Raw genomic sequence first — 26,756 nt, forward strand, 5'->3', positions numbered from 1 at the left:
ATTATACTACTGCATATGTCTAAATCTATCTTCATATTCGGATTTCACAGCATTGAAAGCCTTTTAAATACTAATCCTGAATCTGTTTTAAAAGTTTTTATTCAAACTGGTAGGAGAGATCTTAGGGTTAATAATTTAAATAAAACACTATTTGATTTGAAAATACCATTTTCAGAGTTAGATAAGTCTGGTCTTGATCGTATTGCAAGAGGTGAGGTTCATCAAGGCGTTATTTCTGAAGTTATTCTTCCCCCTCTTCTAACAGAAGATGCTCTTTTAAGCTCTATTGAGAATTTAAAAGAAAAACCTTTAATTCTAATATTAGATTCTATTCAAGATTCAAGAAATTTAGGAGCCTGCCTTAGGAGTGCTAATGCTGCAGGAGCTAGTCATGTCATTATCAACAAAGATGGTTCTGCTCCAATAAACGCTTTAGTTCATAAAACTTCAGCAGGTGCTATCAATAGTCTTCAGATTTTTCATGTCACAAATTTATCAAGGACAATAAAATCAATCCAAGAAAAGGGTATCTGGGTGATTGGTCTTGATGGAGGTTCGTCATCAAAAATCTATGATGTTAATTTATCTGATTCAATAGCTATTGTTATGGGTACTGAAGGAAAAGGAATCAGGCAATTAATTAAAAAAACATGTGATCAGCTTGTTTCCATTCCAATGTCAGGAAATATAGAAAGTCTTAATATTTCAGTCGCAACTGGAATTGCTCTATTTGAAAGTAAAAGACAAAGAGAAAGTAGTTAATACTCTCAGAAGTTTCGGGTAAAATATGCACGCTTTAGAAATCAGATAATGGAAACAGCGAATCAGCTTCCTAAAACGATTAAATTATTTAAGTTTGCTAGAAAAGAAGCTAATTTTCATGGTGACTATAAAATTGCTGCTATGCCTAGAATCTCTATGTTAGCTAGGAATACTGAAGATAGGATAAAGGTTGATTTATCGTTCCACTTAGAAAATGATAAAACGCCATGCATAAAGGGGATAATTAATACGAATATCATTTTAGATTGCCAGCGCTGTTTAGAGGCATTCCCCATTGATTTAAAAGTAAATTTTAATTTAGCATTTATAAGATATGAAGATCAAGCTGAAGGACTAGATTCTAGTTTTGAAGTTTATGTCATTGGAGAAGAAGAGGACTTAGATTCAATTGATTTAATTACAGATGAGATTCTGTTATCTATTCCAATGGCCCCTTCTCATGATTTTGATTGTAGTTTAAAGATAGACAAAGAAAAAGCTGTTGAAGAGATTCGTAAAAATCCCTTTGACGTTCTAAAAAATATTAAAATGACCGATTTCGGCAAGGAGTAAAAAATGGCAGTACAAAAAAGTAGAAAAACACCATCAAAAAGAGGTATGCGTCGCTCACATAATGCGTTGAAAAACCCTGCATTATCTGAAGATCAAGAAACTGGTGAAACTCACCTAAGACATCATATTACTGCAGACGGATACTATCGTGGCAAGCAAGTTATAAAGTCAGCTGCTGATGATATCGAAGAAGTAGAAGCTTAAAGCTAATTTATGTCAATAAAGGTATCAATCGATGCCTCAGGTGGTGACTTTGGAATTCCTGTCACCATTAATGCTGGTATCATCGCTTTAAAAAATTATAACGATCTTACAGTTGCTTTTGTGGGTGATGAAAAAGCTATAAAGATAGAAATTAATAGCACATCAGTTCCTCCAGAAATTTTAGAAAGGATAGAGATAAAGCACGCATCTCAAGTTATCAAAATGGATGACTCTCCTTCTACCGCTCTCAGGCACAAAAAAGACTCCTCGATGAGGGTTGCCATTAATCTTGTTAAAGATGGAAATGCTCATGCTTGCGTAAGTGCTGGAAACACAGGCGCCCTTCTATCAATAGCAAAGTTTGTCCTTAAAACTATTAAAGGGGTTGATAGACCAGCAATTATGTCTGCTGTGCCTACATTAACAGGTCGTCCTACTCATATTCTTGATTTGGGTGCTAATGTTGATTCAAAGCCCGAAACACTTTTGCAATTTGCAATTATGGGGTCTATTGCTGTTCAAAATACTGAAGAAATCGAGAATCCTACTGTTGGACTGCTCAATGTTGGTTCTGAAGAATTAAAGGGGCACTGGAAAATTCAAGAAACGGCAGAATTATTAAAAAACTCATCTCTAAACTATATTGGCTTTGTAGAGGGTGATGATATTTATAAAGGAAGCGTTGATGTTATTGTCTGTGATGGTTTTGAAGGAAATATTGCGCTGAAAGCTAGTGAAGGGGTTGCTCATATGTTTTCACATTTCATCAAAAAATCTTTTAACAAGAATATTTTTACAAAAATAGCCGCTTTAATTGCAAGCTCAGTTATGAGGGATTTTAAATCTAGAGTTGATCCTGGAAAATACAATGGTGCAAGCTTACTTGGCTTAAAAGGTGTTGTAGTTAAAAGTCATGGTAAGGCAGATGTTGACTCCTTCTTTCAGGCAATTAAAGAAGCATATTTAGAGGCACATGCTAAAATTACTGATAAGATTTCAGTTCAATTAACCCGTGAATTAGAAGAACACAAGTAGTTAATTAGAACTGCCTTCAACCAAAAGTTACTATATATGCAAATCTTCAAAATAAAAAATAAGCTTAATTTGCTTATTGATAGCTCTTGTAATATAAAATTTTTCGTTAAGTTATGAGCGGCCAACGACGCTGGCTTAAGGTATGGGCTAGAACTGTTGGAATGCCAGTAGGCATTACTGATGAAGATAAGCCAGAGTTCCTACCTATCAAACAAAAAGATGTAAAAAAAGCCTTAGTATTTCGCACTTTTTGGATCATACTACACGTACTAACTTGCGTTATGATAATTGCAGGCAATGGAAGGTCACTTGGTTGGTGGTAAAATAATAGTACAAAGAGATTTAATGTAAATGAAAATAGGTTCAATCAAAAGAATAATAGAAGCCAAATGATGAAAAAATTTGCAAGAATTATTGGAACTGGGAGCTACTTACCATCTAAGATTGTTACAAATCTTGATCTTGAAAAAACTCTTGATACCACTGATGAATGGATAACTACTCGAACTGGAATTAAAGAAAGGCGAATAGTTACAGATGAAAGCACGTGTGACCTTGCTCTTGAGGCAAGTAAAAATGCCCTTGAAATGGCTGAAATTAGCCCTTCAGAGATTGATCTTATTATTCTTGCAACAACTACGCCTGACAAAATTTTTCCTGCAACAGCAACAATGCTTCAAGACCGTCTTGGCGCCTCATGCCCAGCATTTGATCTCCAAGCAGTTTGTGCAGGCTTTGTATTTGCCCTTACAACTGCTCAGCAGTATATTGAAAATGGTAGTTTTAAAAATATACTAGTCGTTGGCAGTGAAACAATGTCAAAAATCGTTGACTGGAATGATCGCTCTACTGCTATCCTTTTTGCTGATGGTGCTGGAGCCGTTGTAATTAGCTCTGATAATGCTACTGGTATAAAACACTCTAAGCTCTATAGTGATGGAAGCTTCTTATCCTCACTTCATGTTAATGAGTTAGGCACGATTGAAATGTTGGGTAATGAAGTTTTTAAGATTGCAGTTAATAGACTTTCAAATTTGGCAGAAGAAACACTTCAAGACTGTAATATGACATCTGATGATATTACTTGGATGGTGCCACATCAAGCTAATATCCGTATTATTAAAGCAGTTGCAAAGAGAATCAACTTACCTATGAGTAAAGTGATTCAAACTTTAGGTACACATGGAAACACTTCAGCTGCCTCTATTCCTTTGGCACTTGATACAGGCGTTCGTGATGGAAGAATCAAAAAAGGTGACGTGTTACTTTTTGAAGGAATTGGCGGTGGATTTAGCTGGGGTAGTGTTCTTGTTGAGTACTAGAAAGAGCGCTTCATTAACTTAACAGTTAGGTCCTTTAAAGGCTTTTCATCAACGCTAAGAAATGATATTTGATCAAGAGCCTCTCGGTAAAGGCTTTCATACTTTTTAACTGATTCATCCAACCCTAAAATAGATGGATACGAAGGTTTATTTTTTACTAAATCTGAATTTTGTCGCTTACCTAATATCTCATCTGAGGTAATTACGTCTAGTACATCATCTTGAACCTGATAAGCAAGTCCTATAAGGTTTGAGAAAGAATCCAATATAGATAAGTCTTTTTTACTAATATTAGGATTCAAAATAGCCCCAAACATTACAGAACAATTTAAAAGTGAACCAGTTTTCTTTTTATGCAAATTATTTAGCAGCTCTATATCAACTTCTTTAGAGACAATAGATAAGTCAATTGACTGCCCTTCAGCCATCTTAAAAGATGACATTGATAACAAATTTAATAGTTTTATTTTTGTAAATGAATCAATTAAGTCATCACTAGAAATTACCTCAAATGCCAAAGCCTGAAGGCCATCCCCTGCAAGTATTGCCTGAGCCTCACCATAAACTTTATGAGAGGACGGCTGATTATGCCTCATATCATCGTCATCCATTGCAGGAAGATCATCATGAATAAGAGAATAGATATGAATTAATTCAATAGCGCAGGCGCTCGAATCAACTTTTTGGATATCGATACTAAACAAATTAGACACAGTGTAGGTAAGGATTGGTCTAAAGCGTTTTCCACCAGCCAAAACGCTATACTTCATAATATTATTGAGCTCACTCTGATAAGAATTATCAGGCGAAATAGAGCTCAAATAATTTTCTAGATATGAGTTAACTCGCTCCCGGTAACCCTCAAGAATCTCCAAAGGGCTTCTCTTCGCTATAGTTATCACTGTCACTTAAAACACTTATTCGCTGCTCAGCATCAGTCAGTGCAGTATGACATTGCCTGTGAATTTTAACGCCTTCTTCAAAATATTTAAGAGAGTCCTCTAAGCTAAGCTCACCCGACTCCATCTTATTAATAATTTCTTCAAGCTGTAATAAGCCTTTATTAAAATTAAATTTATCTGTCATTTTATTACCTTAATTTCATGCATTATTTAAAATTTTATCCATCCATGAGCTTGGTAATATTCTACCTAAAAAAGCAAATAATTTGGTTGGAAAGGTGACGCGATAATGAATTTTTGGTGAACTTGACTTTAGGGCATGAAGTGCACACTTCAATACAGCTTCTGGTGGAAGAGTAAATTGAGCATTCTTTTCTGATTCAAGCCTTTGAATCATTGTGTTATATTTTTCTTTATAATTACTTTTTGAGCTGTCTACATTTTCCTTAAAAGCTAAATAAGCATTGGTTCTAAATTTTGATTCTATTGGTCCAGGCTGAATTAATGAAAATTTAATGTTTGTATTACTTAGCTCTAGCCTTAACGTATTCACTAGGCCTTCTATTGCGAACTTAGATGCAATATAAGGGCCTCTAAATGGCATAGCAACAAACCCTAAAACAGAGCTTATATAAATAACTCGCCCTACGTTTTCTTTTCTCATTTTAGGTAATACTAAATTAGTCAACTCATGCCAACCAAAAACATTTACTTGAAATTGCTTCTCTAAAGCGTCTCGGGAAATATCCTCAAGAGCACCAGCTTGTCCATAAGCGCCATTATTAATCAAAGCATATAGAATATCAGTTTTTTGATAAAGTTCTGAAATGGCATCATTTATTGAGCCTGAGGAAGACAAATCAAGTAACAAAGACTCAAAACCTAGAGCTTTTAGTTTATCAACGTCATTATTATTTCTAGCACTCGCAAAAACACGATAACCCTCAGAGCGAAGTCCATGAGCAAGGCAAAGACCTATTCCACTTGAGCATCCAGTAATAAGAACTGACCTTAGTTTTGAAGAGCTGTCCAATGTTCCGCCTTGTTTTTTAATTCTAAATCAATACTTTGTGAACGTAATACTAGAAAGTCATAGGCCATGCGAAAACGTGGATTACCAATTAGGTCACTTTCTTTTTTTGGATTACAATTTTCAAGTTGATATTGCATCAACCAAATATCTTTTACTCGAGTTGATAGCCATCGGGGCATCATAACTTGCTGAGTTTGATTTTTAATAACATACTCAGCAGCATTAATCATTGTCTCTAATCGAGGTTTATTTTTTTTATTAGTCACAACAACTCTTAAATTAAATGAACTCCAAAGAAATACAGCAAAAATGAATGCAGGAGTAACAGAATTTCCGCTCTTAATTCTTTTAGAAGTATTTTCTAAAGCGACATTAATAAATATACTTTCTTTAGTTTGGGAGAATAAATGCTTCAATAGTCCAAAATTTAAAAGTTCATTAAAAACTTCAATTGAGTTTTCATTATGAAACAATTTAATTACTTCTTCATAAAGCCTAGCAGGGGGTATATTTCCTAATAAATGTGCGTTACTGGAAATACTCTGTGAAAGGTCTGGTTCAAATTGGGCGCTTAGTTTAACCTTGAAGCGGACAGCACGAATCATTCTAACAGGATCTTCTTCAAAACGCTCTTTTGGGCTTCCAATCATTTTAATTTCGGCAGCTTTTAAATCATCTAGGCCTCCAACATAATCAATAACCTCAGAGTTAGCAAGATCATAATAAAGACCATTAACAGTAAAATCTCTCCTAAATACATCATCTTTCAGTGAGCCATAGAAGTTGTCTCTTACAACCACACCACTATTAGAAGTTTTAACTTTGCCTGCACGAAAAGTGGCTACTTCAATAAATTTTCTTGCTGAAAACATTATATGAACTAGCCTAAAGCGTCTACCTATAATTCTTGAGCGTTTAAAAACTTTGTGGACTTGTTCTGGAGTTGCATTTGTAGCAATATCAAAATCTTTAGGCTCATAGCCTAACAATAAATCTCGTATACATCCACCAACTAAATATGCATCATATCCAGCTTTAATTAAAGTCTGGACAACCTTTATAGCATCTTTATCAAGTAGCTTTTTGTCAAATCTAACAGTTTGACGGACTGGGGTCATAAGCTCACAACTTCTCTAGGTTTCCAGCCATCTTTTCTATGCTCACACTCGATATTAGTATAAACCCCACCTCTAACATTAAAAATAGCTTTTAATCTTATAAAACGAGGATCCATAACTTCAACTAAATCATCAAGAATTTTATTAGTAACGGCTTCATGAAAAGCGCCCTCATTCCTATAAGACCAAAAATAATTTTTTAGTGCTTTAAGTTCAACACAAAAATTATCAGCTATATATTCAATATGGATATCGGCAAAGTCTGGCTGTCCAGTTAAAGGACAGAGGCATGTAAATTCTGATGAATCTATGCGAATTACAAAATCTCTTTTAATATTGGGATTATCAAAAACCTCTAAAATTTTGCTTGGTGAACTAGACATGATTTTTTTTTCTATTATTTAAAAAAGATATTTTATCAAAAAAATAAGAGAAATTTCCCTCTCTGAAGTGATAAAAAACAACTAAAACTAAAAATAAAAATAAATGGATACTCCACATCCCAATTATTGGACTTAATTGGCCAGTCTCAATAGAGTTTTTCGCTACTAATAATCCATTATTGTAGAGCATAAAAACAACTATCCCAATTAAAAGATTAATTCCTTTTCCAGTTCTTGGGGATGATTTTCCTAAAAAAACTCCAAAAACTGAAAGAAGTAAAATTGAAATAGGCTGAGAAAAACGCCATTGCATCTCTGCATTTGCAAGTAAGCTATTCTGACTTAGCAAATCAATTGATGACATTTCTTCAATTTCAGAAAAATTATTTATAGATTTTTGAACTTCACCTGAAATTATTTCTAAATCATACAAGTCAAAATTTAATATATTAATATTTTTACTGCCTGGCAATCCTTCGTAGCGAGTTCCATCTTTTAAGCGTAGATATACACTTTTACTTTGATCATCCATATATTTTTTTGCCTCTGAAGCTAAGACAATAATTGGCTTCCCATTACCTGATGAGTAAATAAAAATTTCTTCCATATTTTGTTCGCCACCAGTATTGGTAATTAATGAATCAGCAGCATAAAATACAATTTCACCATCCTTAAAACTTTCAAACCTTCCTTCTGTAATGAAAGAAAATTCTGAGGCATTCACTGTTTGATCTTCAGCTAAACTTTTTTGTTGCTTTGCCCATGGAACAGCAAATATTGTTAGGCAGAAAATCACAATAAATAATAAAATTACTATAGGCTGAATAAAGCTAATAAAATTCCTTTCTCCAAGGCCTATTGAGTTCATTACTACAGCCTCAGAATTTTTATAGAGCTGTGATATTGAAATAATTATCGATAAAAAAAGGGACAAAGCTAGTATTATTGGAATATCTCGCAACATGTTATAACCAATTAAAGGTAATAGCTCCATGATAGGAATTCCATGGTCTACACTTTCTTGAACGGTCAATACAAATTGATTTCCAAAAACTAAAAGACCAATAACAAATGATATTGCAAATAAAAAAACTATTAAATTGCGAAGCAAGTAACTTGCAATTATAGTATTTGGATAATTGAAGATTTTAAAAAGCATTTTGTTAAATTATAAAATACTCTAACTAAGTAAATAAAGACTATTTCTTCTGCTTCATCGAATCAAAGAACTCATCATTAGTTTTACTAAAGCGAAGTCTTTCAATCAAGAATTCAGCTGCTTCTACAGTATCCATTGGGTGAAGAATTTTTCTCAAAATCCACATTTTCTGTAGTTCTTGCTCATCAGTCATAAGTTCTTCACGACGAGTACCAGAAGCATTGATATTAATTGCTGGAAATATTCTCTTTTCAGATAATCTTCTCTCAAGATGAAGCTCCATATTGCCGGTGCCTTTAAACTCTTGATAAATTACTTCGTCCATCTTAGAGCCAGTTTCAACTAATGCTGTTGCAATTATAGTTATGCTTCCACCATTTTCAATATTCCTTGCTGCACCAAAAAAACGCTTAGGTCTTTGAAGGGCATTTGCATCAACACCGCCAGTTAAAACTTTACCTGATGAAGGAGCTACAGTATTGTAGGCTCTTGCTAAACGAGTTATTGAATCAAGCAAAATAATTACATCCTTTCCTTGCTCTGCTCTTCTTTTAGCCTTTTCAATCACTATTTCTGCAATCTGAACATGTCGCTTTGCAGGCTCATCAAAAGTTGAAGAAATGACTTCACCTCTAACCGTTCTCTCCATTTCAGTAACTTCTTCAGGCCTCTCATCAATTAATAGAACAATAAGCTCACACTCTGGGTGATTAACTGCAATAGATGATGCAATATTTTGTAAAATCATAGTTTTCCCAGCCTTTGGAGGCGCTACCAACAAGCCTCTTTGGCCCTTTCCAATAGGTGCAACTAAATCAATTACTCTAGCAGTTATATCCTCCGTGCCTCCATTACCCAACTCCAAGCCAAGTCTTTCATTTGGATGTAATGGTGTTAATGATGAAAAAGGGATACGATTTCTAATATTTTCAGGAGAGTCTTCATTTACTTCTGACACTTTAATTAAAGCAAAATATTTTTCACCTTTTTTTGGAGCCCTTATTTTTCCAGTAACAACATCACCAGTTAATAAATTAAAGCGCCTAATTTGATTAGGTGAAACATAAATATCATCAGGACCAGACACATAGGAATCATTTGAAGATCTAAGAAAACCATAACCCTCTTGTAAAATGTCTAAAACACCATCTCCTAAAACTTCTTCATCATTATCTGCTTTATGTTTTAGTATTGCAAAAATTAAAGTTTGTTTTTTTGCTCTTGAAATATTTTCGATACCAAGAGATTGAGCAAGCTCTAAAAGCTCGGCAGGAGTTTTAATTTTAAGTTCTGATAGTTTCATATGAATTTTGAAAGTAATTAGAGAGGATTGGCATATCGCCGCAGGGTTAGTAGGCTAGTATTAATTTGAGTTTGATAGAGGAAGAATAATTTAGAAAATGTTTAATATAGTTAAATGATGTTATTAAATATTAGAGTCCAAAAAAGCATTTAAGTTTGCCTTAGAAAGAGCACCAACCTTTGTTGCATGCACTGCACCATCTTTAAATAAAAGCATCGTTGGAATACCTCTTATGCCATATTTAGGTGGTAACTGTGTATTTTCATCAACATTGACCTTTGCAATTGTAATGCGACCTTCATATTCATCAGCAATTTCATCAAGGATAGGGGCTAAAGCCTTACATGGACCACACCATTCGGCCCAAAAATCTACTAAAACTGGTTGAGTGGAGCTGACTACATCTGCCTCAAACGAAGCATCACTGACTACTTTAATTTTGTCGTTCATGTATTTAAAAATTGGAAAGTAAAAATGAGATAGAAATGTTTCTACAGTTTATTATAACAGTTCTTACAAGAAAATTTATTATTTTAAAAAGATAGTTACCTATAAAAATATTGCTATGTTGGCAACAATATATCTAGGCTATGAAAGATAGAAGTAATGGAATTGTAATAAACGATAAAGCGACCTGAGTAGTAACAATACTGGTCATCAGCTCCTCATCGCCACCAAATTGTTTTGCTAATGCGTAAGATGATGCAGCAGTTGGAACAGATGCAAAGATAACTGCAACAACAACCTCTAACTGACTTAATCCAATAAATGTTGCAACAATATACGCAATTATAGGAAATGCTATCAATTTGAGAGAATTAGAAATAATGATTGGAGTAATTTTTAAAGCAAGATCTCTTACTTTGATCTTCGCACCAATTGTTAGAAGCATTATTGGTAATGCTGCAGAGCCAAGAAGACCAGAAGTTTCATAAACAATAATTAGTTCATCTGATTCTATTAATGATACAAATAACCCAGCAATCATTGCAAGTATGAATGGGTTTTTTATCAATTCAATAAATATGCTAGCTATTCCTTTTGCAGTATCGGTCTTTCCAGGCTGCTTTAAGTTAGAAACCATAATAGAAATAACAACAATATTGATACTAGGAACATATAAAAGCATAAATACAGCTCCAATTGCTAATCCCTCATCCCCAAAAAGGCTCCCCGCAATTGCTAGTGCAATAAATGCGTTATGCCTTGCAGCACCCTGCAAGATTGATGACCAAGACTCTGGAGAATACCCCAGCAACTTCCCCATTAGAACTGATACTATTGTTACAATAAATAACCCAGAAAGTATAACTACTCCATAACTATAAATCATTGATGAAGTTAAATGAATTTGAGATATATGATGAAATAAAAGAGATGGAATTAGAACCCAATAAACAAGCTTATCATTAACATCCCAAAAAGATATATCAGGAACCCCAACTCTTCTTAGTATATTGCCTAGAATTATCAGAATAAATACTGGCGAAATAAGTAAAAATATTTGAAAGAAATTTGAAAGCATTTATACTTTTTTTATATGCCTAAGAACAAGATTAAGAATTAATATTATCAATATAATCTATAGCCATTTGTATTCGAAGCAAGGTTTTTTCTTTACCAACAAGTTGCGAGGTTATATCAACGCTTCCTGCCTTACCATCACCACTAATAGCAAGTCTATATGGCTGTCCTACCTTGCCAAAACCAATATCTCTAGCTTCGCAAATACCTTTAATAGTAGAATGAATATTCTCAGCTGTCCAGGATTTTAGATCACTTAAGTTAGTCAATAAATCAACTAATATTAATTTTGATTCTTTAGTAAAAACCTTATTTGCCTGAACTGCATCAAACTCTTTAAAATCATTATAAAACATGGCGCAGCTTTGTGCCATATCAACTAGAGACTTAGAGCGATCTCGAAGAACATCAATGACTTCATTAATATTAGGTCCATTATCTATTTCAATATTTAGTTGATCAAGGTACCATTTAAGATTAGAGGCAAGATCATTGGTTTCAGTTGTTTTTATATGAGACTGATTAATCCACTCAAGCTTTTCTTGATTAAAGCTAGCTGGTGAATTATTAATATTACTCAGATCAAAAAGATTAATCATTTCATCAACTGAAAAGATTTCTTGATCTCCATGCGACCAGCCTAGCCTTACAATATAATTAAGAAGGGCGTGAGGCAAAAAACCTTCGTCCCTGTAAGATAATAAATTAAGAGCTCCATGCCTTTTTGATAAGCGTGATCCATCTGAGCCCAAGATCATTGGTACATGAGCAAATTTAGGGGAAGGCCAACCCATAGCCTCATAAAGGTTAATTTGCTTAGGAGTATTATTAATGTGATCATCACCCCTGATAACGCACTCTATTGCCATATCATGGTCGTCGACTACAACCGTCAGATTATAGGTTGGAGATCCATCTGACCTTGAGATAATTAAGTCATCTAATTCAGAATTAGAAATGCTTATATCACCTTTAACATAATCACTAAAGTTTACATTGCCGTCAACAGGGTTAAGAAATCTAATAACACCATTTTTTAAACCTTTATTTCGACAACATTGATCATACTTAGGCTTTTCTTTTTTTGCAATTTGCTCTTCTCGCATCAATTCTAGTCGATCGATAGAGCAGTCACAATAATACGCTTTACCCTTTATAAGCAATTCAGAGATAACTTCATTATAGCGAACAGTTCTGTTACTCTGATAAATTGGGCCTTCATCATAATCTAAATCTAACCAGCCCATCCCCTCCAAAATTGCATCAACAGAGGCTTGTGTTGATCTCTCCTTATCAGTATCTTCAATTCTAAGCACAAATTTACTATTATTTTTTTTTGCCCATAGCCATGCAAAGAGAGCTGTTCTAGCACCACCAATATGCAAATATCCAGTTGGGGAAGGGGCAAATCTTGATTTCATTTATTTTTTAAGAATTGTAGATTTAAATATCATTAGAACTAATAGTTCATTTATTGATAGATTGATTAATACGATTAACTTACCAAATCAAATCAAATGATAAGCTAATTTTACACTGTTATAATATCTCAACATTCAAATAGAAAAGTATATTAATGGAATTCACTCAGCAAAATGCTAATCAAAATACCATTATTTCATACGATGATTTAACAATTACCCTCTCCCATTTAAAGCTAAAAAAACCCTGTTTTATCTCTACAAATGAATCAAAGGAGCTATCAGCTTTAAACTTAGATGAAGTTAATAAAGAATTTCTATTTCCACTTTTATCAAAAGAGTCAATTGATCTTTTAATAATTGGAACTGGTAGTAGTCCAATTTTTCTATCTCCAAAGCAGCAAATGTCATTATCAGAAATTAATTTAGGTGTTGAATGTATGAATAATATTTCTGCATGCTCTAGTTTTAATTTACTTCTTGGAGACTTAAGGAAAGTTGGTGTATTAATTCTATGATTTCTTATTTATTCAAAACAATAGGCAAATTTTATAGGTTTTTTAAAATTGATACGCCTCTATTAATATTAATTATTTTGCTCTCATCTTTTGGGCTACTAATTCTTTACAGCAGCTCTGGTGGCTCTTTAAACCTAGTCTATCGTCAATTAGTTCACCTTGGTTTAGCAACTTCCGTAATGCTTGTTATTGCTCAAATTCCGCCAATTATTATGCTTCGATCAGCTCCCATACTCATGATTCTAGGTATTTTTCTACTAATATCAGTTCTTTTTTTTGGCAGTTCTGGAGGAGGCGCTCAGAGATGGCTAGACCTTGGATTAGTAAAATTTCAACCTTCAGAATTGATGAAGATTATTGTGCCAATGACAATTGCTGCAATCTTAAGTGAAAAAACTTTACCTCCTCGCCCTCTTCCAGTCGCAAATTCAATGCTAGCAATTGGGTTAGTTGTTCTGCTTATTGCTAGGCAGCCTGATCTGGGAACCTCTTTATTAATAGGCGCCTCTGGGGTTTATGTTTTATTTTTTTCCGGCGTAAGAGTGATGTTATTAAAAAGCAAATGGCTAAACCTTATACTTCTTTCAAGCTTGCTGGGTGGCTCCTTATTTTTAGCATGGAATTATTTTTTGATAGCCTATCAAAAAAGAAGAATTTTAACTCTATTCAATCCAGAGTCTGATCCATTAGGCTCTGGTTATCACATTATTCAGTCAAAAATTGCAATTGGTTCGGGAGGCTTTACTGGTAAAGGTATTACAAAGGGCTCTCAATCACAACTTGACTTTGTTCCAGAGCAATCTACTGATTTTATTTTTTCAGTTTTAGCAGAAGAGCTTGGGTTTCTTGGAGTTTTATTATTAATAATAATCTACTCACTCATAATTTATCGCTGCCTTATCTTATCTCTAAGATGTGAAGACAACTTTTCAAGATTATTGGGCGCTAGCCTAACGTTTGTATTCTTTACATATATTTTTGTTAATATTGGCATGGTTTCAGGCCTCCTTCCTGTGGTTGGAGTCCCCCTCCCTCTAATAAGTTATGGAGGCTCATCACTTATAACTCTTATGGCAAGTTTTGGTATTATTATGTCAATTCATAAACATAAAGGCCGAAGGTATTTACAGTAATTAGTTATAATTAAATACATAACTTAAACAATATTTTTTCCAATTTAAAACTTTATATAATTTATTAAAAAATAACTTTATGAAAATCAATTCTTTTACTTTGCTCCTTAAATCAGCCTTTTTAATACTATTTTTAACAAACGTAAATGCTGAGGAACCTCGTTTTTATATCCCTGATGCTCCTGCAATTGCTGCAGAAGCTTTCGTCGTAATGGATCACAATTCTGGCAAAATACTTGCGTCACATAATGAGAATGAAATGAGGCCACCTGCAAGCCTTACAAAGCTGATGACTTCATATGTCATCTTTAAAAGACTTAAAGAGGGATTTATTACTCTCGATGAAGAAGTAAAAATAAGTGAAAAAGCATGGAAAACTGGCGGATCAAGAAGTTTTATTGAAGTTGGAAAAATGATCAAACTTGAAGACTTGCTTAAAGGAATGATAATTCAATCTGGAAATGATGCCTCTGTTGCTTTAGCTGAGCATGTAGCTGGGTCAGAAGGTACGTTTGTTCTCTTTATGAATGACTATGCAGAGCAAATTGGAATGAAAAATTCTAACTTTGAGAATTCCTCAGGACTTCCACATGAAAATCAACACTCAACTGCAAAAGATATGGCTATTCTTTCAAGCGCAATGATTAGAGAATTTCCAGATTATTACAAATGGTATAGCGAGAAAGAATTTACATACAACAACATCACTCAGCCCAACAGAAATAAACTTTTATCAAGGGATAGCACTGTCGATGGATTAAAAACTGGCTGGACTAAAAAAGCGGGATATTGCCTAGTAACAAGTGCGAATAGAGTTGGTATGAGGCTTATCTCGGTTGTGCTCGGTTCAGAAAGCTCTGATATTCGCACCGCTGAAACAGAAAAACTTTTAGACTATGGTTTTCGTTTTTTTGAAACGCAGTCAGTTAATGATATTTCTCATCAAGTACCTTTGTATAAATCAAAACAGGCAAATATTAAGGTAGGAGTTTCCGATACAAGCTTTTTAACATTACCGCGAAACCAATTCAAATATACCACCCAAACTATTAATCTTTCTAGTGATTTAATTGCACCCATTAATATAGGAGACCAAGTAGGAACACTCGTAATAAGCTTCAGTAATGAAGATATTGCAACCCTCCCACTTATAGCCCTTGAAGATGCAACTGAAGGTGGTATCTTTACTAAAATGATTGACACGATTAAGCTTATGTTTAGATAACATAAATGGTATATCTAAACGGTAATTTTATTCCAAAAGAAAAGGCATATATTTCAGTAATGGACAGAGGCTTTCTCTTTGGAGATGGAGTTTATGAGGTATTTCCAGTCTATGACAAAAAAATCATTGGTTTTGAAGCACATCTTTCGAGACTTCAAGACGGACTTGATGCCATAAACATTAAAAACCCCCATAGCAACGATGACTGGAAAAGCCTAATAAAAAAAATAATATCCTTTAATATTAAAAATGCTAATCAAGCAATTTATTTACAAATATCAAGGGGCTGTGATCAGAACAGAAAACATACCTATGATGAATTAGATCCAACTATATACATTCAATCAAGTTTGATTGGACCTAGAGAGAAAAATTCTCTTTTTAAAGGCAAATCAGCTATCACAAGAGAAGATATAAGGTGGTTAAAAAGTAATACTAAGGCAACTTCGCTTTTGGCAAATACCCTTTATGCTCAAGAGGCTAAAGAAAATAATGCAGAAGAGGCAATTCTCCTACGAGATGGTATTGTTACAGAGGCCTCAAGCTCTAATGTCTTTATTGTAAAAGATAACTGCATTTATACGCACCCAAAAGGACGAAATATTCTTCCAGGTATTACTCGAGATATTACTATTTCACTTGCTAAAAAACTTGATATTAAAGTAAACGAAACTACATTTAGTAAAGAGCAATTAATGGAAGCTGATGAAGTCTGGATTACTAGCTCAACAAGAGAAATTCTCCCAATCACCTCAGTTGATAATAATATTATTAATTCTGGTCTTTCTGGACCAATATGGTCATTAATTTATGACCAATATCAGCTCTTAAAAACAGCCTAAATATAAGATAATCATAAATCTCTCAAAAATCAACTAAATTACTCTAAAGATCGAATATTAAATAATTAGAATAACCAATTCAAGTAAAATTAAAAATGGTGTCGAGGGTATGCCGACAATAAATAGTTATGAACCCCGCCAGGCCTGGAAGGGAGCAACGGTAATAATTCTTTTATGTGTTGGACTCTATTCTCGGCGCCACTTTAAATATAATAAAATAAAAAGTAATGAGCGAACACTACGAAGTTTTAGCAAGAAAATACAGGCCTCATAACTTTAAAGAGCTTGTTGGTCAAACTCATACCGTAAGAACTCTTGTAAATGCCCTTGACAGCAATAATCTTCACCATGGATTTTTGTTTACTGGTACTCGTGGAGTTGGTAAAACGACTATTGCAAGAATTTTTGCGAAATCAGTCAACTGTGAAAATGGTGTAAGCTCTAAACCATGTGGAAAATGCGAAACTTGTTTAGAAATTGACAAGGGTCAATCTGTAGACCTCATTGAACTTGATGCTGCCTCTCATACTGGCGTTGATAATATGAGAGAAATTCTTGAAAATGCTCAATACACCCCCACTAAAAACCTATATAAAATTTACCTCATTGATGAGGTTCATATGCTTTCTAAAAGCAGCTTTAATGCGCTTTTAAAAACCTTAGAGGAGCCGCCAAAACATATTAAATTTTTATTGGCAACAACTGATCCAAAAAAATTACCAATTACCATTCTATCTCGCTGCCTTCAATTTAACTTGAATAAGCTTTCTCATGATGAAATTTTTAATCATCTTAAATTTATCATGGGTGCAGAAAATCTGAAATTTGAAGACGAAGCACTATCTAAGATTGCTGATTTTGGAAATGGGTCAATGCGAGATGCTCTTAGCCTTTTAGATCAATCAATATCCTATGGAAATGGGACTGTTAAAGAGGATGATCTAAAAGCAATGCTTGGACTCGTTAGTCATAATGAAATTGTTCAGCTTGCCTCATTGGTAATCAATAGAGATGCTCAAGAGGTCTTATTATTTATAAAAGAGCTTGCACATAAAGGAGAAAATCTAACTAATACTCTTAATGATTTAACCTCGCTGTTTCATAAAATTGCAACAACTCAAATGGTTGATGATCCGAAACAAATCTCTTCAGAAATAAATGAACTTGCAAGTATTATTTCAGCACAAGATTTGCAGCTTTATTATCAGATTGCAATTAATGGCCAAAAAGATATGCGCCACTCTCCAAGTGAACAAATTGGACTTGAGATGACTTTATTAAGAATGATTGCATTTCATCCTGATAGTCAGGCTGAAAAAAAAACTCTGAAATCATCTCAAAGCAGCAATACCATTAATAAAGAGCCCCCTAAAGAAAAAATCCAAGGTAATCCACTGACTAAAGACAAGTTGCCAATCAAAGTGGGGGGAAAAAGTATTCAAGCAATAGAAAACCAACTCAACGTAAAATCTCAAAATGACTGGGAAAAAATTATTACTGAGTTAGGTTTTGATGGTGCTGCAAAAATGCTTGTTAAAAATACAGTATTTGACTCTCATAAAGACCAAATTCTTACACTTACATTAAGCGATGACTTTGTTAATTTACTTACACAAAACACACAAAGCTCAATTGAAAAAACACTAAATGAAGACTATTCTGGAATAACACTGGTTATTAATCCAGGCTCAACTAATGGAAGCTCCCTATCTCAAAAAGAATCTGTAAAAAGTGAAGAAAAACGCAAACAGAAAGAAAATCAATTTTTAAATGATGATGGGCTTAAAGAACTTCAAGAGGTATTTAATTCTCAAGTAGATGTTAAGTCTATTAAATCCATAAAGGAGTCTGATAATGTTTAAGGGTGGAATGGCAGGGATGATGCAAAAAGCAAAGCAAATGCAAGAAGACATGGAGGCTGCACAAGAAGAAATTAAATTTATGACTTGTGAAGGCATTTCAGCTTCTGGCTCCATTAAAATTATATTAAATGGAGAATATAAAGTTACTAGCATTAATATAGATAATTCGCTATTAACAGATAAAGAAATGCTTGAAGATTTAATTATGATCGCCTTTAATGACGCATCTTCAAAAGTCAATAGCGCATCTAAAGATAAAATGAAAAATGTGACTGGCGGTTTAAATCTTCCCTTCTAGCTCTCTACTAAATAATAATTATGATTGAAAAACTTAACAAAGCCTTCAGTAAATTACCAGGTGTTGGATCAAAGACTGCTCAGAGATTTATATACCATCTTTTAGAAAGAGATAGGCCAGGAGGTTTAGAAATAGCCAAAGCCCTAACAGACGCAATGGAAAATGTTAAAAACTGTGAAAAATGCCGAACTTTGACTGAAAAAAATATTTGTGAAATCTGCTCTAATATTTCACGAGATAATTCTCAGCTGTGTGTTGTTGAAACCCCATCAGATATTCATGTTATCGAGCAGAGTGGTGTCTATACTGGGAAGTATTTTGTGCTTAGTGGCTATCTTTCGCCAATCGATGGTATTGGCGCAGCTGAACTAGGTTTAAATGAATTAGAGGAACTTCTTAGTAAAAGTGATATTAGTGAAATAATTTTAGCAACTAATGCGACAATTGAAGGCGAAGTAACTGCTCATTATATTCATAATTTAGCTAAAAAATATCAAGTAAAGACAACTAGAATTGCTCACGGAATACCACTTGGAGGTGAGCTTGAATACACAGATATTAATACAATTGCACATGCTCTTTCAGGCCGGAAAGATTACGATTAACTAGCCCTTAAAGCCTTATTTTGACTCGAGTAATTATTGTATAATATGTAAGTTATATCTGACACCTCGCCTTCATGGAAAAAACATACAACCCAGAGCTAATCGAACAAAAATATCGTGATTTATGGGAACAAGGCGACCTCTTCTCTTCAAAAGCAAATTCAGCTAGTAAAGATTCATATAGCATCGTCCTCCCCCCTCCAAATGTAACTGGTAGCCTTCATATGGGCCATGCTTTTCAGCACACAATTATGGATGTATACACTCGATATAATCGAAGCAAAGGTAAACAAACCTTGTGGCAGCCTGGCACAGATCATGCGGGCATTGCAACTCAAATGGTAGTCGAAAGACAGCTTGGACTTGAGAATATTTCCAGGCACGACTTAGGTCGTGAGAAATTTACAGAAAAAATCTGGGACTGGAAGTCTAAATCTGGCGGCACTATAACTTCCCAAATGAGGCGTTTAGGTGCTTCAGTTGACTGGGAGCGAGAACGTTTTACAATGGACGAACCTCTATCTAAGGCAGTTCAGAAAGTGTTTATCGACCTTTATAATGAAGGCCTAATCTATAGAGGGAAAAGACTAGTTAACTGGGATCCTATTCTTTTAACTGCAGTATCTGACTTAGAAGTCATCAGTACTGAGGAGCAAGGTTTTTTATGGCATATCAGATATCAAGTTGCAGAATCTGATGAAGTATTGGTTGTTGCTACAACAAGACCAGAGACCATGTTTGGAGACACAGCCGTTGCAATTCATCCCGAAGATACTCGCTACCAACACCTTATTGGTAAGTTTATAGACCTTCCTCTTTCCAACAGAAAAATCCCAATTATTGCTGACGACTATGTGGATATGGAATTTGGAACAGGGTGCGTAAAAATTACTCCTGCCCATGATTTTAATGATTATGAAATTGGACAAAGACATAGCCTTGAAATTATCAATATATTAACTGATGATGCCAGCATAAACATTAACGCTCCTGATAAATATCAAGGGCTTGACCGTTTTGATTCTCGCAAAGAGGTTGTTAAAGATCTTGAAAGTCAAAATTTAATTGAAAAGATTGATCCGCACACTCTTATGGTGCCAAGGGGTGACAGAACTAATAGTATTATTGAGCCATACATGACAGACCAATGGTTTGTAAAAGTTAAGCCTTTAGCAGGGCCTGCTATAGATGCTGTAAAAAACGGTGATATTCGATTTGTTCCTGAAAACTGGAATAAGACTTATTTCAATTGGATGGACAATATCGAAGATTGGTGTATTTCCCGTCAAATTTGGTGGGGACACCGGATACCTGCTTGGTATGACAAAGAAGGTAAATTCTATGTAGCAAATAACCTTGAAGAAGCTCAAGCTCAGGCTGGTATTGGAGTTGATTTAGAGCAAGATGAAGATGTTTTAGATACTTGGTTCTCTTCTGCATTATGGCCTTTTTCTACTTTAGGGTGGCCAGAAAAAACCCCTGAATTATCTCGCTTCTATCCAACTAGCGTTCTTGTTACTGGCTTTGATATCATATTTTTCTGGGTAGCTCGTATGATTATGTTTGGGCTAAAATTTGCTAAAGATGTACCCTTTAAAGATATTTATATTACCGGTCTTATTAAGGACGGCAATGGCCAAAAAATGAGTAAATCTAAGGGCAATGTATTAGATCCTATTGACTTGATTGATGGCATTTCGCTTAATGATCTTCTTGAGAAAAGAACTCAAGGAATGATGCAACCAAAATTAGCTGAAAAAATTCAAAAACAAACTAAAAAAGAGTTCCCTGATGGGATTCCTGCCTTTGGAACTGATGCAATACGTTTTACCTTTGCTGCTCTAGCATCATTTGGTCGAGATATTAAATTTGATCTAAAAAGGGTTGAAGGCTATCGAAATTTTTGTAATAAACTTTGGAATGCTTCACGCTTTGTCCTGATAAACCTTGAATCTAAATCAATTAATGTTAATGCTGTGTTGTCTAATCAAGATAAATGGATACTATCCAGGCTTCAGCATACAAAAATTGAAGTTGAAAAACATTTGGCTGATTATCGATTAGATTTGATGAGTCAAACTCTATATGAATTTGTTTGGCATGATTATTGTGACTGGTACTTAGAGCTCTCAAAACCACTGCTAGAAAATAATAAGACAAAACAAGGCTGTGAAGCGACTCTTTTAAAAGTTTTGTCAGAAACTTTAGTCTTATTACACCCAATTATCCCTTTTATCACAGAAGAAATTTTTGAACAATCTCAAAAGCTTCATAGTAACTCTGATGAAAAGCTTATTTCGCAGTCCTTTCCTGAGGCTGAGGAGGCTCTTTTTAATAATGAGGCAGAATCTGAGGTCGAATGGCTGAAAGAATTTATTTTAGGTATTAGAAAAATCAGAGGCGAAATGAATATTTCTCCTGGAAAGCCTTTGCAGTGCTTTATTAAGAGCTTTAATTCCAAAGAAAAAAATTACATTGAAAATAATAAATCAATCATCTTTACCCTTGCTAAATTAGACAGTATTGAACTCATAGAGGCGAATAAAGAAGAGCCTGAGTCAGCAATTGCACTAGTTGGAAAAATGAAAATTTTAATTCCTTTAGCAGGTCTTATCAACAAAGATGCTGAAAAAGACAGACTTAATAAAGAAATTGATAAATTAATAAAACTTAAAGCTCAATTCTCAGGAAAACTAAACAACAAGAAATTTATAAGCGGCGCCCCTGAAGCTGTAGTTAAAAAAGAACAAGATAAACTTGCTACTGTTGAAAAGGCATTACAAGATATGGAGTCGCAACTTGAAAAAATCTCTTTACTCTGAAATGTACTGTAATTCATTGAAAAATCATGGAAAAAACATTTTTAAGAATCTAAGCAAGATAGAATACTGATAAAATCTAATATGAACAAATATATATCAACATTATTGATCCTCATTCTTCTAACTTTTAAAGTTAGTGCAGAATCATTTGTCTACATTACTGACCAACTAGATATTCCTATAAGGTCTGATCAAAGCTTTGGACAAAATATAATTCGTCTGCTTCCATCTGGGACCGAACTTTCTTTATTGCAAAGCACTGAAGATGGATGGGCTCAAGTTCAGTTTGATGACACTATTGGATGGATTAAATCTTTTTATATATCAAATGAGCCTCCTGCGCGTGAAGAGCTTAAAAAACTCACAAGAACGTATAACGCTAACAAACTATTATTATCCAAACTTACTAGTGAAAAAGAAGTCTTAGAGACCGAACTTTTAACTTTAAAACAAGAAAATACAGATTTAGTCATTCAGAGCTCAAAATCAAAGGCTGAAAAGGAGCATATTGAACAAATTTATCAAGATGCCTTAAAACTAGAACATGAAAATGAAAAACATATTCAAGAAAAACTTCAACTGAAAACAGAGCTTCAATTGGCAGAAAATAATACTCAAATTCAAAAAGACACCAGCTCTAGAAATTGGTTCATAGTTGGTGCAATAGTACTTTTCTTTGGAATGATAATTGGTTTTATCATCCCTGGCCTTTTTAATAGAAGACGGTACTAAAAAATTAGGAGAACTAAATGAAAGAATTAAAAAAAGCGCTTACCTTTGATGACATATTACTAGTCCCTGCTCACTCTGAAGTGCTCCCAAAAGAAGTTGACTTAACATCAAAGCTTACCAATCTAATCACGTTAAATACACCTATCATCTCTGCTGCAATGGATACAGTTACTGAAGGTAAGCTTGCTATTGCAATCGCTCAAGAAGGTGGTATGGGAGTAATTCATAAAAATATGTCTATTGAAGCGCAAGCTAGAGAAGTAAGAAAAGTAAAACGTTTCGAGTCTGGAATCATCAGGGATCCTATTAGTATTGATCCATCTGCAAGTATTAAAGACGTATTTGCTCTTCAAGCTCAACATGGTATTTCAGCATTACCAGTTGTCTCAAATAACATCTTAGTTGGCCTCATTACCAGTCGTGATGTTTTATTTGAAACTCGCCTTGATGAGATTGTTGAAAATGTAATGACTCCTCAGAAATCACTTATTACTGTTGTAGAGGGCACCTCTATGGAAACCGTCCGTAAGCTTCTTCAAAAACATCGCATTGAGAGAGTTTTAGTTACAGATAAAAAATTTAAATTAGGTGGAATGATTACCGTTAGTGATATTAAGAAAACCAGTGACTTTCCAAAAGCTGCAAAGGATGATTTAGAGAGACTAATTGTTGCAGCTGCAGTTGGTGTTGGAAAAGGAACAGGAGACCGTATTAGCGCCCTGGTAAAGGCTGGCGTCGATATTATAGTTATTGACACTGCACATGGTCATTCACAAGGCGTAATCGATCGCGTCATCAAAACAAAAAAAGACTTTCCTAATTTAGAAATTATTGCTGGGAACATTGCAACCGCAGAAGCTGCTCTAGATCTTGTTAAAGCTGGGGCTGATAGTGTAAAAGTTGGAATTGGGCCAGGAAGTATATGCACAACTAGAATTGTTGCAGGCGTTGGGGTTCCTCAAATTAGCGCAATTTCTGATATTGCTGATGCCCTTAAAGGAACCAATGTGACAGTAATTGCTGATGGAGGCGTTCGTTTCTCTGGTGATGCAGCTAAAGCCTTTGCAGCTGGAGCACACTGCGTTATGCTTGGCTCTATGCTTGCAGGAACCGAAGAGTCACCTGGAGAGGTTGAACTATTTCAAGGAAGGTCTTATAAAGCATATAGGGGCATGGGCTCAATTGGTGCAATGGGTCAAGCTCATGGCTCTTCAGATCGATACTTTCAAGCCGAACTTGCAGCTGAAAAACTAGTTCCTGAAGGTATAGAAGGAAGAGTCCCTTTCAAAGGGTCTATACGGCCTATTATTCATCAGATGGTCGGAGGCATAAGATCATCTATGGGTTATACTGGCTGTAAAAACCTTGAAGCAATGAGAACAAAGGTTCAATTCGTTCAAGTTACTGCAGCCGGCATGACAGAATCTCATGTTCATGATGTTTCAATTACTAAGGAAGCACCAAACTACCATCAATAGAGTAAAGTTTTTATTCTTCGTCAAAAGCCTTAAGCTTAGCAAAACTTTTCTTGTGGCCTGGTTTAGCAAGAATCTCTAAGTAAAATGATTTCAAGCTCTCTGCTTCTGCCTCACTGATGCACTTACTTATTTCAGAAGATAAAATAACCTCGGCCTTTTCTTCTGAAGGGCCAAACTTGCAATCAAAATTCCAACAATCAAAATCATCAGGAAGTAATTTTCTATTCTCTCTCTTTAAATATTTTTTAACGTCACGCCTAGCTGCCTCGATAAGTCTAGCTGGTTTAATTTTAGGATGAATCAATTCAAATGTCTTTTTCATTATTGAATTACTAGAAATGTTTAAAAAGAGTGTATTTTAATTAAATAAGCGCATAGTGGTTAAGTTACTTTAACAACACAGTAAACCTTTTTGATTATTAATCATAATGCTTAATATAATTTTCCAAAAAAAGTCATTCTTGCTGACTCTGAAAGCTTTACATCAGGCTCAGAATTGTAAGCTAAAACCGACAACACTCTTGTCAAATCTCCTTCTGTCGGTGTTACTCGGTGTATAGCGTTTTTACCTCGAAATAAAACAAGTGAACCATTTTCTATTTTTAATTTGTTAGGTGAGCATCTGTTATCTAATAAATGCGAAACTTGATCATAATTATTTTCATTATTAAAAGAGTTTCTAAAATCACGAATGTACTCAAACCTCCCTCCAGATATGGGCTTTTGTATTAACAATGTAATCGCAAAAGAAGAGTTATCAAAGTGCCAACCTAGCTCCTGCCCTTCTTTAGCATAATGAATATTTATTGAAGATAATTCGTCATCATATTTATATAATGCTTCTTCGCTTAAAACCTCGCAAAGAAACTCTTTAAAACTTTTCGAATTATAAAGAAACCTTAAATAAGAGTCACTTGGAACTTGATTATCAGTGATACATCCTTTTGAAGATATCACGGTTTTATTTCTTGGGTGACTATCTTGAAAACTAGGATCTGAAGGCTCTAAATAAACATTATGTTTATTAACACAGTAATAAGCTAAATCCTCCTGTTTATTAGCCTCTTTAAGAATTTTTTTGATTGTATCCTTTAAAAGAAAATCTGTAAGAACAAGCACCCCTTCATTATCTAATTTTCTTTTACACTCAGTCCTATAAATAGAGCTATTAATTGGATGCTTATCTATATCGATAATAGCTGATAATTTATTTTTATTTATCATCACAAATTAAGTATTTAACTTTCATTATAAAAATAATTATATATGCAACCAATAAAGATAATTTGTTGTATTCAACCTTTATGTTAATAGATAATTAAACAACAATTTAAAAGGAAAATAATGATTCATTTCGGCCAAATTTCTAAAAAACAGTTTCTAGAAGAGTATTGGCAAAAAAAACCACTTCTAATTAAAAACGCCCTTCCAAAATTTATTAGTCCTCTATCTCCGGATGAAATTGCAGGGCTTTCTTGTGAAGAGGAATTTGAATCTAGAATTGTAACTGGATCAATTTCAATGAATAAATGGAACGTAAAAGAAGGGCCATTTGATGAAAAAATCTTTGAGCAACTTCCAAACAACAAGTGGACTCTTTTAGTTCAAGGAATTGACAGATACATAAGTGAAGTTCATCAGATTATTAGAGAGTTTGATTTTATTCCAAGGTGGCGCTTTGATGACGTAATGATATCTTTTGCAGCATTAGGTGGAAGCGTTGGACCTCATTATGATCATTATGATGTGTTTTTACTTCAAGGGCTTGGAAGGCGGCAATGGACAACAAGTGTAATTGATTGCAATCCTGAAAATTACTTAAAAGACACTCCACTTCGAATAATGAAAAATTTTATTAAAGAAACAACTTGGGTGACTGAGCCCGGAGATATCGTCTACATACCTCCAAAAGTGGCTCATCATGGTGTAAGTCTTGATGATAAATGTATAACGCTCTCGATTGGCTACAGATCCTACTTAAATAATGAAATGCTGAGTTCACTTGAATTGCCTAATAATAAGAATGATGCCTATCTTAAAGATCCAGAATGGGAAGTGAATATTAATCCAGCTGAAATTACTCAATCAGTAATTGAGCAAATGAGAAGATTTTTAAAAATTAATACGCTGCCTAAAGACTACTTTGGGTGCTTTGTAACCAAACTTGATCCTGAGGATGAAAAAAAATTTAATGAAATCAGAGCTTACCAGGCTCAAGAAGAAATAGAAGAGCTAGGTTTATATCAACTTCATCCAATATGCAGAATAGCATACCAATTTATCAATAAAGAGTTGAGAGTATTCATTAATGGTGAAGTCTTTAATTGTAGTGATATAGATGAAGACTTAGTTGTTAGTTTTTCCAATACAAGAAAACTTCAATTAAGCAATAAAAATAGGACTCTAGCAGAGCGATTAGTGTCATTATCACTCATTGAAAAATCTACATAAAACTAATCAATATTTTTAAATTTAGTTTTAATTATTTAAAACTTATAAAGC

General features: G+C 34.2%; 29 protein-coding genes and 1 other RNA gene. 18 read left to right on the forward strand and 12 right to left on the reverse strand.

The window, feature by feature from the left end; all coding sequences use genetic code 11:
- The first annotated feature begins 15 nt into the window (after window positions 1-15).
- The 6 genes from rlmB to ABXT69_RS05335 all read left to right on the forward strand — a co-directional run bounded on the left by rlmB (window position 16) and on the right by ABXT69_RS05335 (window position 3,896).
- Window positions 16-762: a 23S rRNA (guanosine(2251)-2'-O)-methyltransferase RlmB gene (rlmB, locus tag ABXT69_RS05310; protein WP_416677156.1), complete on the forward strand. Its 747-nt coding sequence runs from the start codon at window positions 16-18 to the stop codon at window positions 760-762.
- 48 nt (window positions 763-810) lie between these two features.
- Window positions 811-1,335, forward strand: a complete 525-nt coding sequence (locus ABXT69_RS05315) for a YceD family protein (RefSeq protein WP_416677158.1) — start codon at window positions 811-813, stop codon at window positions 1,333-1,335.
- Between the two features lie 3 nt (window positions 1,336-1,338).
- Window positions 1,339-1,539 carry a 50S ribosomal protein L32 gene (rpmF, locus tag ABXT69_RS05320; protein ID WP_020024645.1) on the forward strand — a complete coding sequence of 67 codons (201 nt, stop codon included), beginning with the start codon at window positions 1,339-1,341 and terminating at the stop codon, window positions 1,537-1,539.
- A 9-nt stretch (window positions 1,540-1,548) separates the two neighbouring features.
- Window positions 1,549-2,574, forward strand: coding sequence for a phosphate acyltransferase PlsX (gene plsX / locus ABXT69_RS05325; protein WP_416677159.1), 1,026 nt, complete (start codon window positions 1,549-1,551; stop codon window positions 2,572-2,574).
- A 113-nt stretch (window positions 2,575-2,687) separates the two neighbouring features.
- Window positions 2,688-2,897: a hypothetical protein gene (locus ABXT69_RS05330; protein WP_416677160.1), complete on the forward strand. Its 210-nt coding sequence runs from the start codon at window positions 2,688-2,690 to the stop codon at window positions 2,895-2,897.
- Between the two features lie 69 nt (window positions 2,898-2,966).
- Window positions 2,967-3,896, forward strand: a complete 930-nt coding sequence (locus ABXT69_RS05335; protein WP_416679559.1) for a beta-ketoacyl-ACP synthase III — start codon at window positions 2,967-2,969, stop codon at window positions 3,894-3,896.
- On the opposite strand, the gene ABXT69_RS05340 is transcribed toward ABXT69_RS05335, so the two are convergent.
- The 10 genes from ABXT69_RS05340 to gltX form a co-directional block, all read right to left on the reverse strand.
- Window positions 3,893-4,771 carry a polyprenyl synthetase family protein gene (locus ABXT69_RS05340; protein WP_416679561.1) on the reverse strand — a complete coding sequence of 293 codons (879 nt, stop codon included), beginning with the start codon at window positions 4,769-4,771 and terminating at the stop codon, window positions 3,893-3,895. The two genes, ABXT69_RS05335 and ABXT69_RS05340, sit on opposite strands and share 4 nt — an antisense overlap.
- The gene (locus ABXT69_RS05345) at window positions 4,758-4,982 is read right to left on the reverse strand and encodes an exodeoxyribonuclease VII small subunit (RefSeq protein WP_416677161.1); all 225 of its coding nucleotides are present in this window, start codon (window positions 4,980-4,982) and stop codon (window positions 4,758-4,760) included. Before ABXT69_RS05345 ends, ABXT69_RS05340 begins: the two co-directional genes overlap by 14 nt.
- A 15-nt stretch (window positions 4,983-4,997) precedes the next feature.
- A complete protein-coding gene (locus tag ABXT69_RS05350) occupies window positions 4,998-5,831 on the reverse strand; it encodes an SDR family NAD(P)-dependent oxidoreductase (protein ID WP_416677162.1) in 834 nt (277 codons plus the stop codon).
- The gene (pcnB, locus tag ABXT69_RS05355) at window positions 5,810-6,949 is read right to left on the reverse strand and encodes a polynucleotide adenylyltransferase PcnB (protein ID WP_416677164.1); all 1,140 of its coding nucleotides are present in this window, start codon (window positions 6,947-6,949) and stop codon (window positions 5,810-5,812) included. The genes ABXT69_RS05350 and pcnB overlap by 22 nt, the downstream gene beginning before the upstream one ends.
- Window positions 6,946-7,332 (reverse strand): preQ(1) synthase, encoded by a 387-nt coding sequence (queF, locus tag ABXT69_RS05360; protein WP_416677165.1) that lies wholly within the window; start codon window positions 7,330-7,332, stop codon window positions 6,946-6,948. The genes pcnB and queF overlap by 4 nt, the downstream gene beginning before the upstream one ends.
- The gene (gene lptF / locus ABXT69_RS05365) at window positions 7,325-8,491 is read right to left on the reverse strand and encodes an LPS export ABC transporter permease LptF (protein WP_416677167.1); all 1,167 of its coding nucleotides are present in this window, start codon (window positions 8,489-8,491) and stop codon (window positions 7,325-7,327) included. Before lptF ends, queF begins: the two co-directional genes overlap by 8 nt.
- A 40-nt stretch (window positions 8,492-8,531) precedes the next feature.
- Window positions 8,532-9,794, reverse strand: coding sequence for a transcription termination factor Rho (gene rho / locus ABXT69_RS05370; RefSeq protein ID WP_416677168.1), 1,263 nt, complete (start codon window positions 9,792-9,794; stop codon window positions 8,532-8,534).
- 123 nt (window positions 9,795-9,917) lie between these two features.
- Complete coding sequence (trxA, locus tag ABXT69_RS05375) at window positions 9,918-10,244, reverse strand: thioredoxin TrxA (RefSeq protein ID WP_416677169.1); 327 nt, start codon at window positions 10,242-10,244, stop codon at window positions 9,918-9,920.
- A 133-nt stretch (window positions 10,245-10,377) separates the two neighbouring features.
- Window positions 10,378-11,319, reverse strand: coding sequence for an AEC family transporter (locus tag ABXT69_RS05380; protein WP_416677170.1), 942 nt, complete (start codon window positions 11,317-11,319; stop codon window positions 10,378-10,380).
- 31 nt (window positions 11,320-11,350) lie between these two features.
- Window positions 11,351-12,739 (reverse strand): glutamate--tRNA ligase, encoded by a 1,389-nt coding sequence (gene gltX, locus ABXT69_RS05385; protein WP_416677172.1) that lies wholly within the window; start codon window positions 12,737-12,739, stop codon window positions 11,351-11,353.
- A gap of 155 nt (window positions 12,740-12,894) precedes the next feature.
- On the opposite strand from gltX, the gene ABXT69_RS05390 reads away from it, so the two are divergent.
- The 11 genes from ABXT69_RS05390 (at window position 12,895) to guaB (ending at window position 24,254) form a co-directional block, all read left to right on the forward strand.
- Window positions 12,895-13,257, forward strand: coding sequence for an MTH938/NDUFAF3 family protein (locus ABXT69_RS05390; protein ID WP_416677173.1), 363 nt, complete (start codon window positions 12,895-12,897; stop codon window positions 13,255-13,257).
- Window positions 13,254-14,390: a rod shape-determining protein RodA gene (gene rodA / locus ABXT69_RS05395; RefSeq protein ID WP_416677175.1), complete on the forward strand. Its 1,137-nt coding sequence runs from the start codon at window positions 13,254-13,256 to the stop codon at window positions 14,388-14,390. The genes ABXT69_RS05390 and rodA overlap by 4 nt, the downstream gene beginning before the upstream one ends.
- 79 nt (window positions 14,391-14,469) lie before the next feature.
- The gene (locus tag ABXT69_RS05400; protein WP_416677177.1) at window positions 14,470-15,615 is read left to right on the forward strand and encodes a D-alanyl-D-alanine carboxypeptidase family protein; all 1,146 of its coding nucleotides are present in this window, start codon (window positions 14,470-14,472) and stop codon (window positions 15,613-15,615) included.
- A gap of 5 nt (window positions 15,616-15,620) precedes the next feature.
- On the forward strand, window positions 15,621-16,457 hold the full coding sequence (locus ABXT69_RS05405; protein WP_416677178.1) for an aminotransferase class IV: 837 nt from the start codon (window positions 15,621-15,623) through the stop codon (window positions 16,455-16,457).
- 102 nt (window positions 16,458-16,559) lie between these two features.
- Window positions 16,560-16,655: signal recognition particle sRNA small type (ffs, locus tag ABXT69_RS05410), an RNA gene on the forward strand.
- 29 nt (window positions 16,656-16,684) lie between these two features.
- Window positions 16,685-18,319 (forward strand): DNA polymerase III subunit gamma/tau, encoded by a 1,635-nt coding sequence (gene dnaX / locus ABXT69_RS05415; RefSeq protein ID WP_416677180.1) that lies wholly within the window; start codon window positions 16,685-16,687, stop codon window positions 18,317-18,319.
- Window positions 18,312-18,617 carry a YbaB/EbfC family nucleoid-associated protein gene (locus ABXT69_RS05420; protein WP_416677182.1) on the forward strand — a complete coding sequence of 102 codons (306 nt, stop codon included), beginning with the start codon at window positions 18,312-18,314 and terminating at the stop codon, window positions 18,615-18,617. Before dnaX ends, ABXT69_RS05420 begins: the two co-directional genes overlap by 8 nt.
- 20 nt (window positions 18,618-18,637) lie before the next feature.
- Complete coding sequence (recR, locus tag ABXT69_RS05425; protein ID WP_416677184.1) at window positions 18,638-19,222, forward strand: recombination mediator RecR; 585 nt, start codon at window positions 18,638-18,640, stop codon at window positions 19,220-19,222.
- A gap of 74 nt (window positions 19,223-19,296) precedes the next feature.
- Window positions 19,297-22,044, forward strand: coding sequence for a valine--tRNA ligase (locus ABXT69_RS05430; RefSeq protein ID WP_416677185.1), 2,748 nt, complete (start codon window positions 19,297-19,299; stop codon window positions 22,042-22,044).
- 81 nt (window positions 22,045-22,125) lie between these two features.
- Window positions 22,126-22,776 (forward strand): TIGR04211 family SH3 domain-containing protein, encoded by a 651-nt coding sequence (locus ABXT69_RS05435; RefSeq protein WP_416677186.1) that lies wholly within the window; start codon window positions 22,126-22,128, stop codon window positions 22,774-22,776.
- Window positions 22,777-22,793: 17 nt separating this feature from the next.
- Window positions 22,794-24,254 carry an IMP dehydrogenase gene (gene guaB / locus ABXT69_RS05440; protein WP_416677187.1) on the forward strand — a complete coding sequence of 487 codons (1,461 nt, stop codon included), beginning with the start codon at window positions 22,794-22,796 and terminating at the stop codon, window positions 24,252-24,254.
- A 10-nt stretch (window positions 24,255-24,264) separates the two neighbouring features.
- Here the strand turns inward: guaB and ABXT69_RS05445 are convergent, their stop codons facing one another.
- Both ABXT69_RS05445 and ABXT69_RS05450 read right to left on the reverse strand, forming a co-directional pair.
- A complete protein-coding gene (locus tag ABXT69_RS05445; protein ID WP_416677189.1) occupies window positions 24,265-24,576 on the reverse strand; it encodes a DUF6172 family protein in 312 nt (103 codons plus the stop codon).
- 110 nt (window positions 24,577-24,686) lie between these two features.
- Window positions 24,687-25,478 carry a 2OG-Fe(II) oxygenase gene (locus tag ABXT69_RS05450; protein ID WP_416677190.1) on the reverse strand — a complete coding sequence of 264 codons (792 nt, stop codon included), beginning with the start codon at window positions 25,476-25,478 and terminating at the stop codon, window positions 24,687-24,689.
- Window positions 25,479-25,598: 120 nt separating this feature from the next.
- Here ABXT69_RS05450 and ABXT69_RS05455 point away from each other — a divergent pair, with 120 nt between their 5' ends.
- Window positions 25,599-26,705, forward strand: a complete 1,107-nt coding sequence (locus tag ABXT69_RS05455) for a cupin domain-containing protein (RefSeq protein WP_416677191.1) — start codon at window positions 25,599-25,601, stop codon at window positions 26,703-26,705.
- The last annotated feature ends 51 nt before the right edge of the window (window positions 26,706-26,756 follow it).

Source organism: Candidatus Pseudothioglobus sp. Uisw_016, assembly GCF_048087635.1.
Lineage (GTDB): Bacteria > Pseudomonadota > Gammaproteobacteria > PS1 > Pseudothioglobaceae > Pseudothioglobus.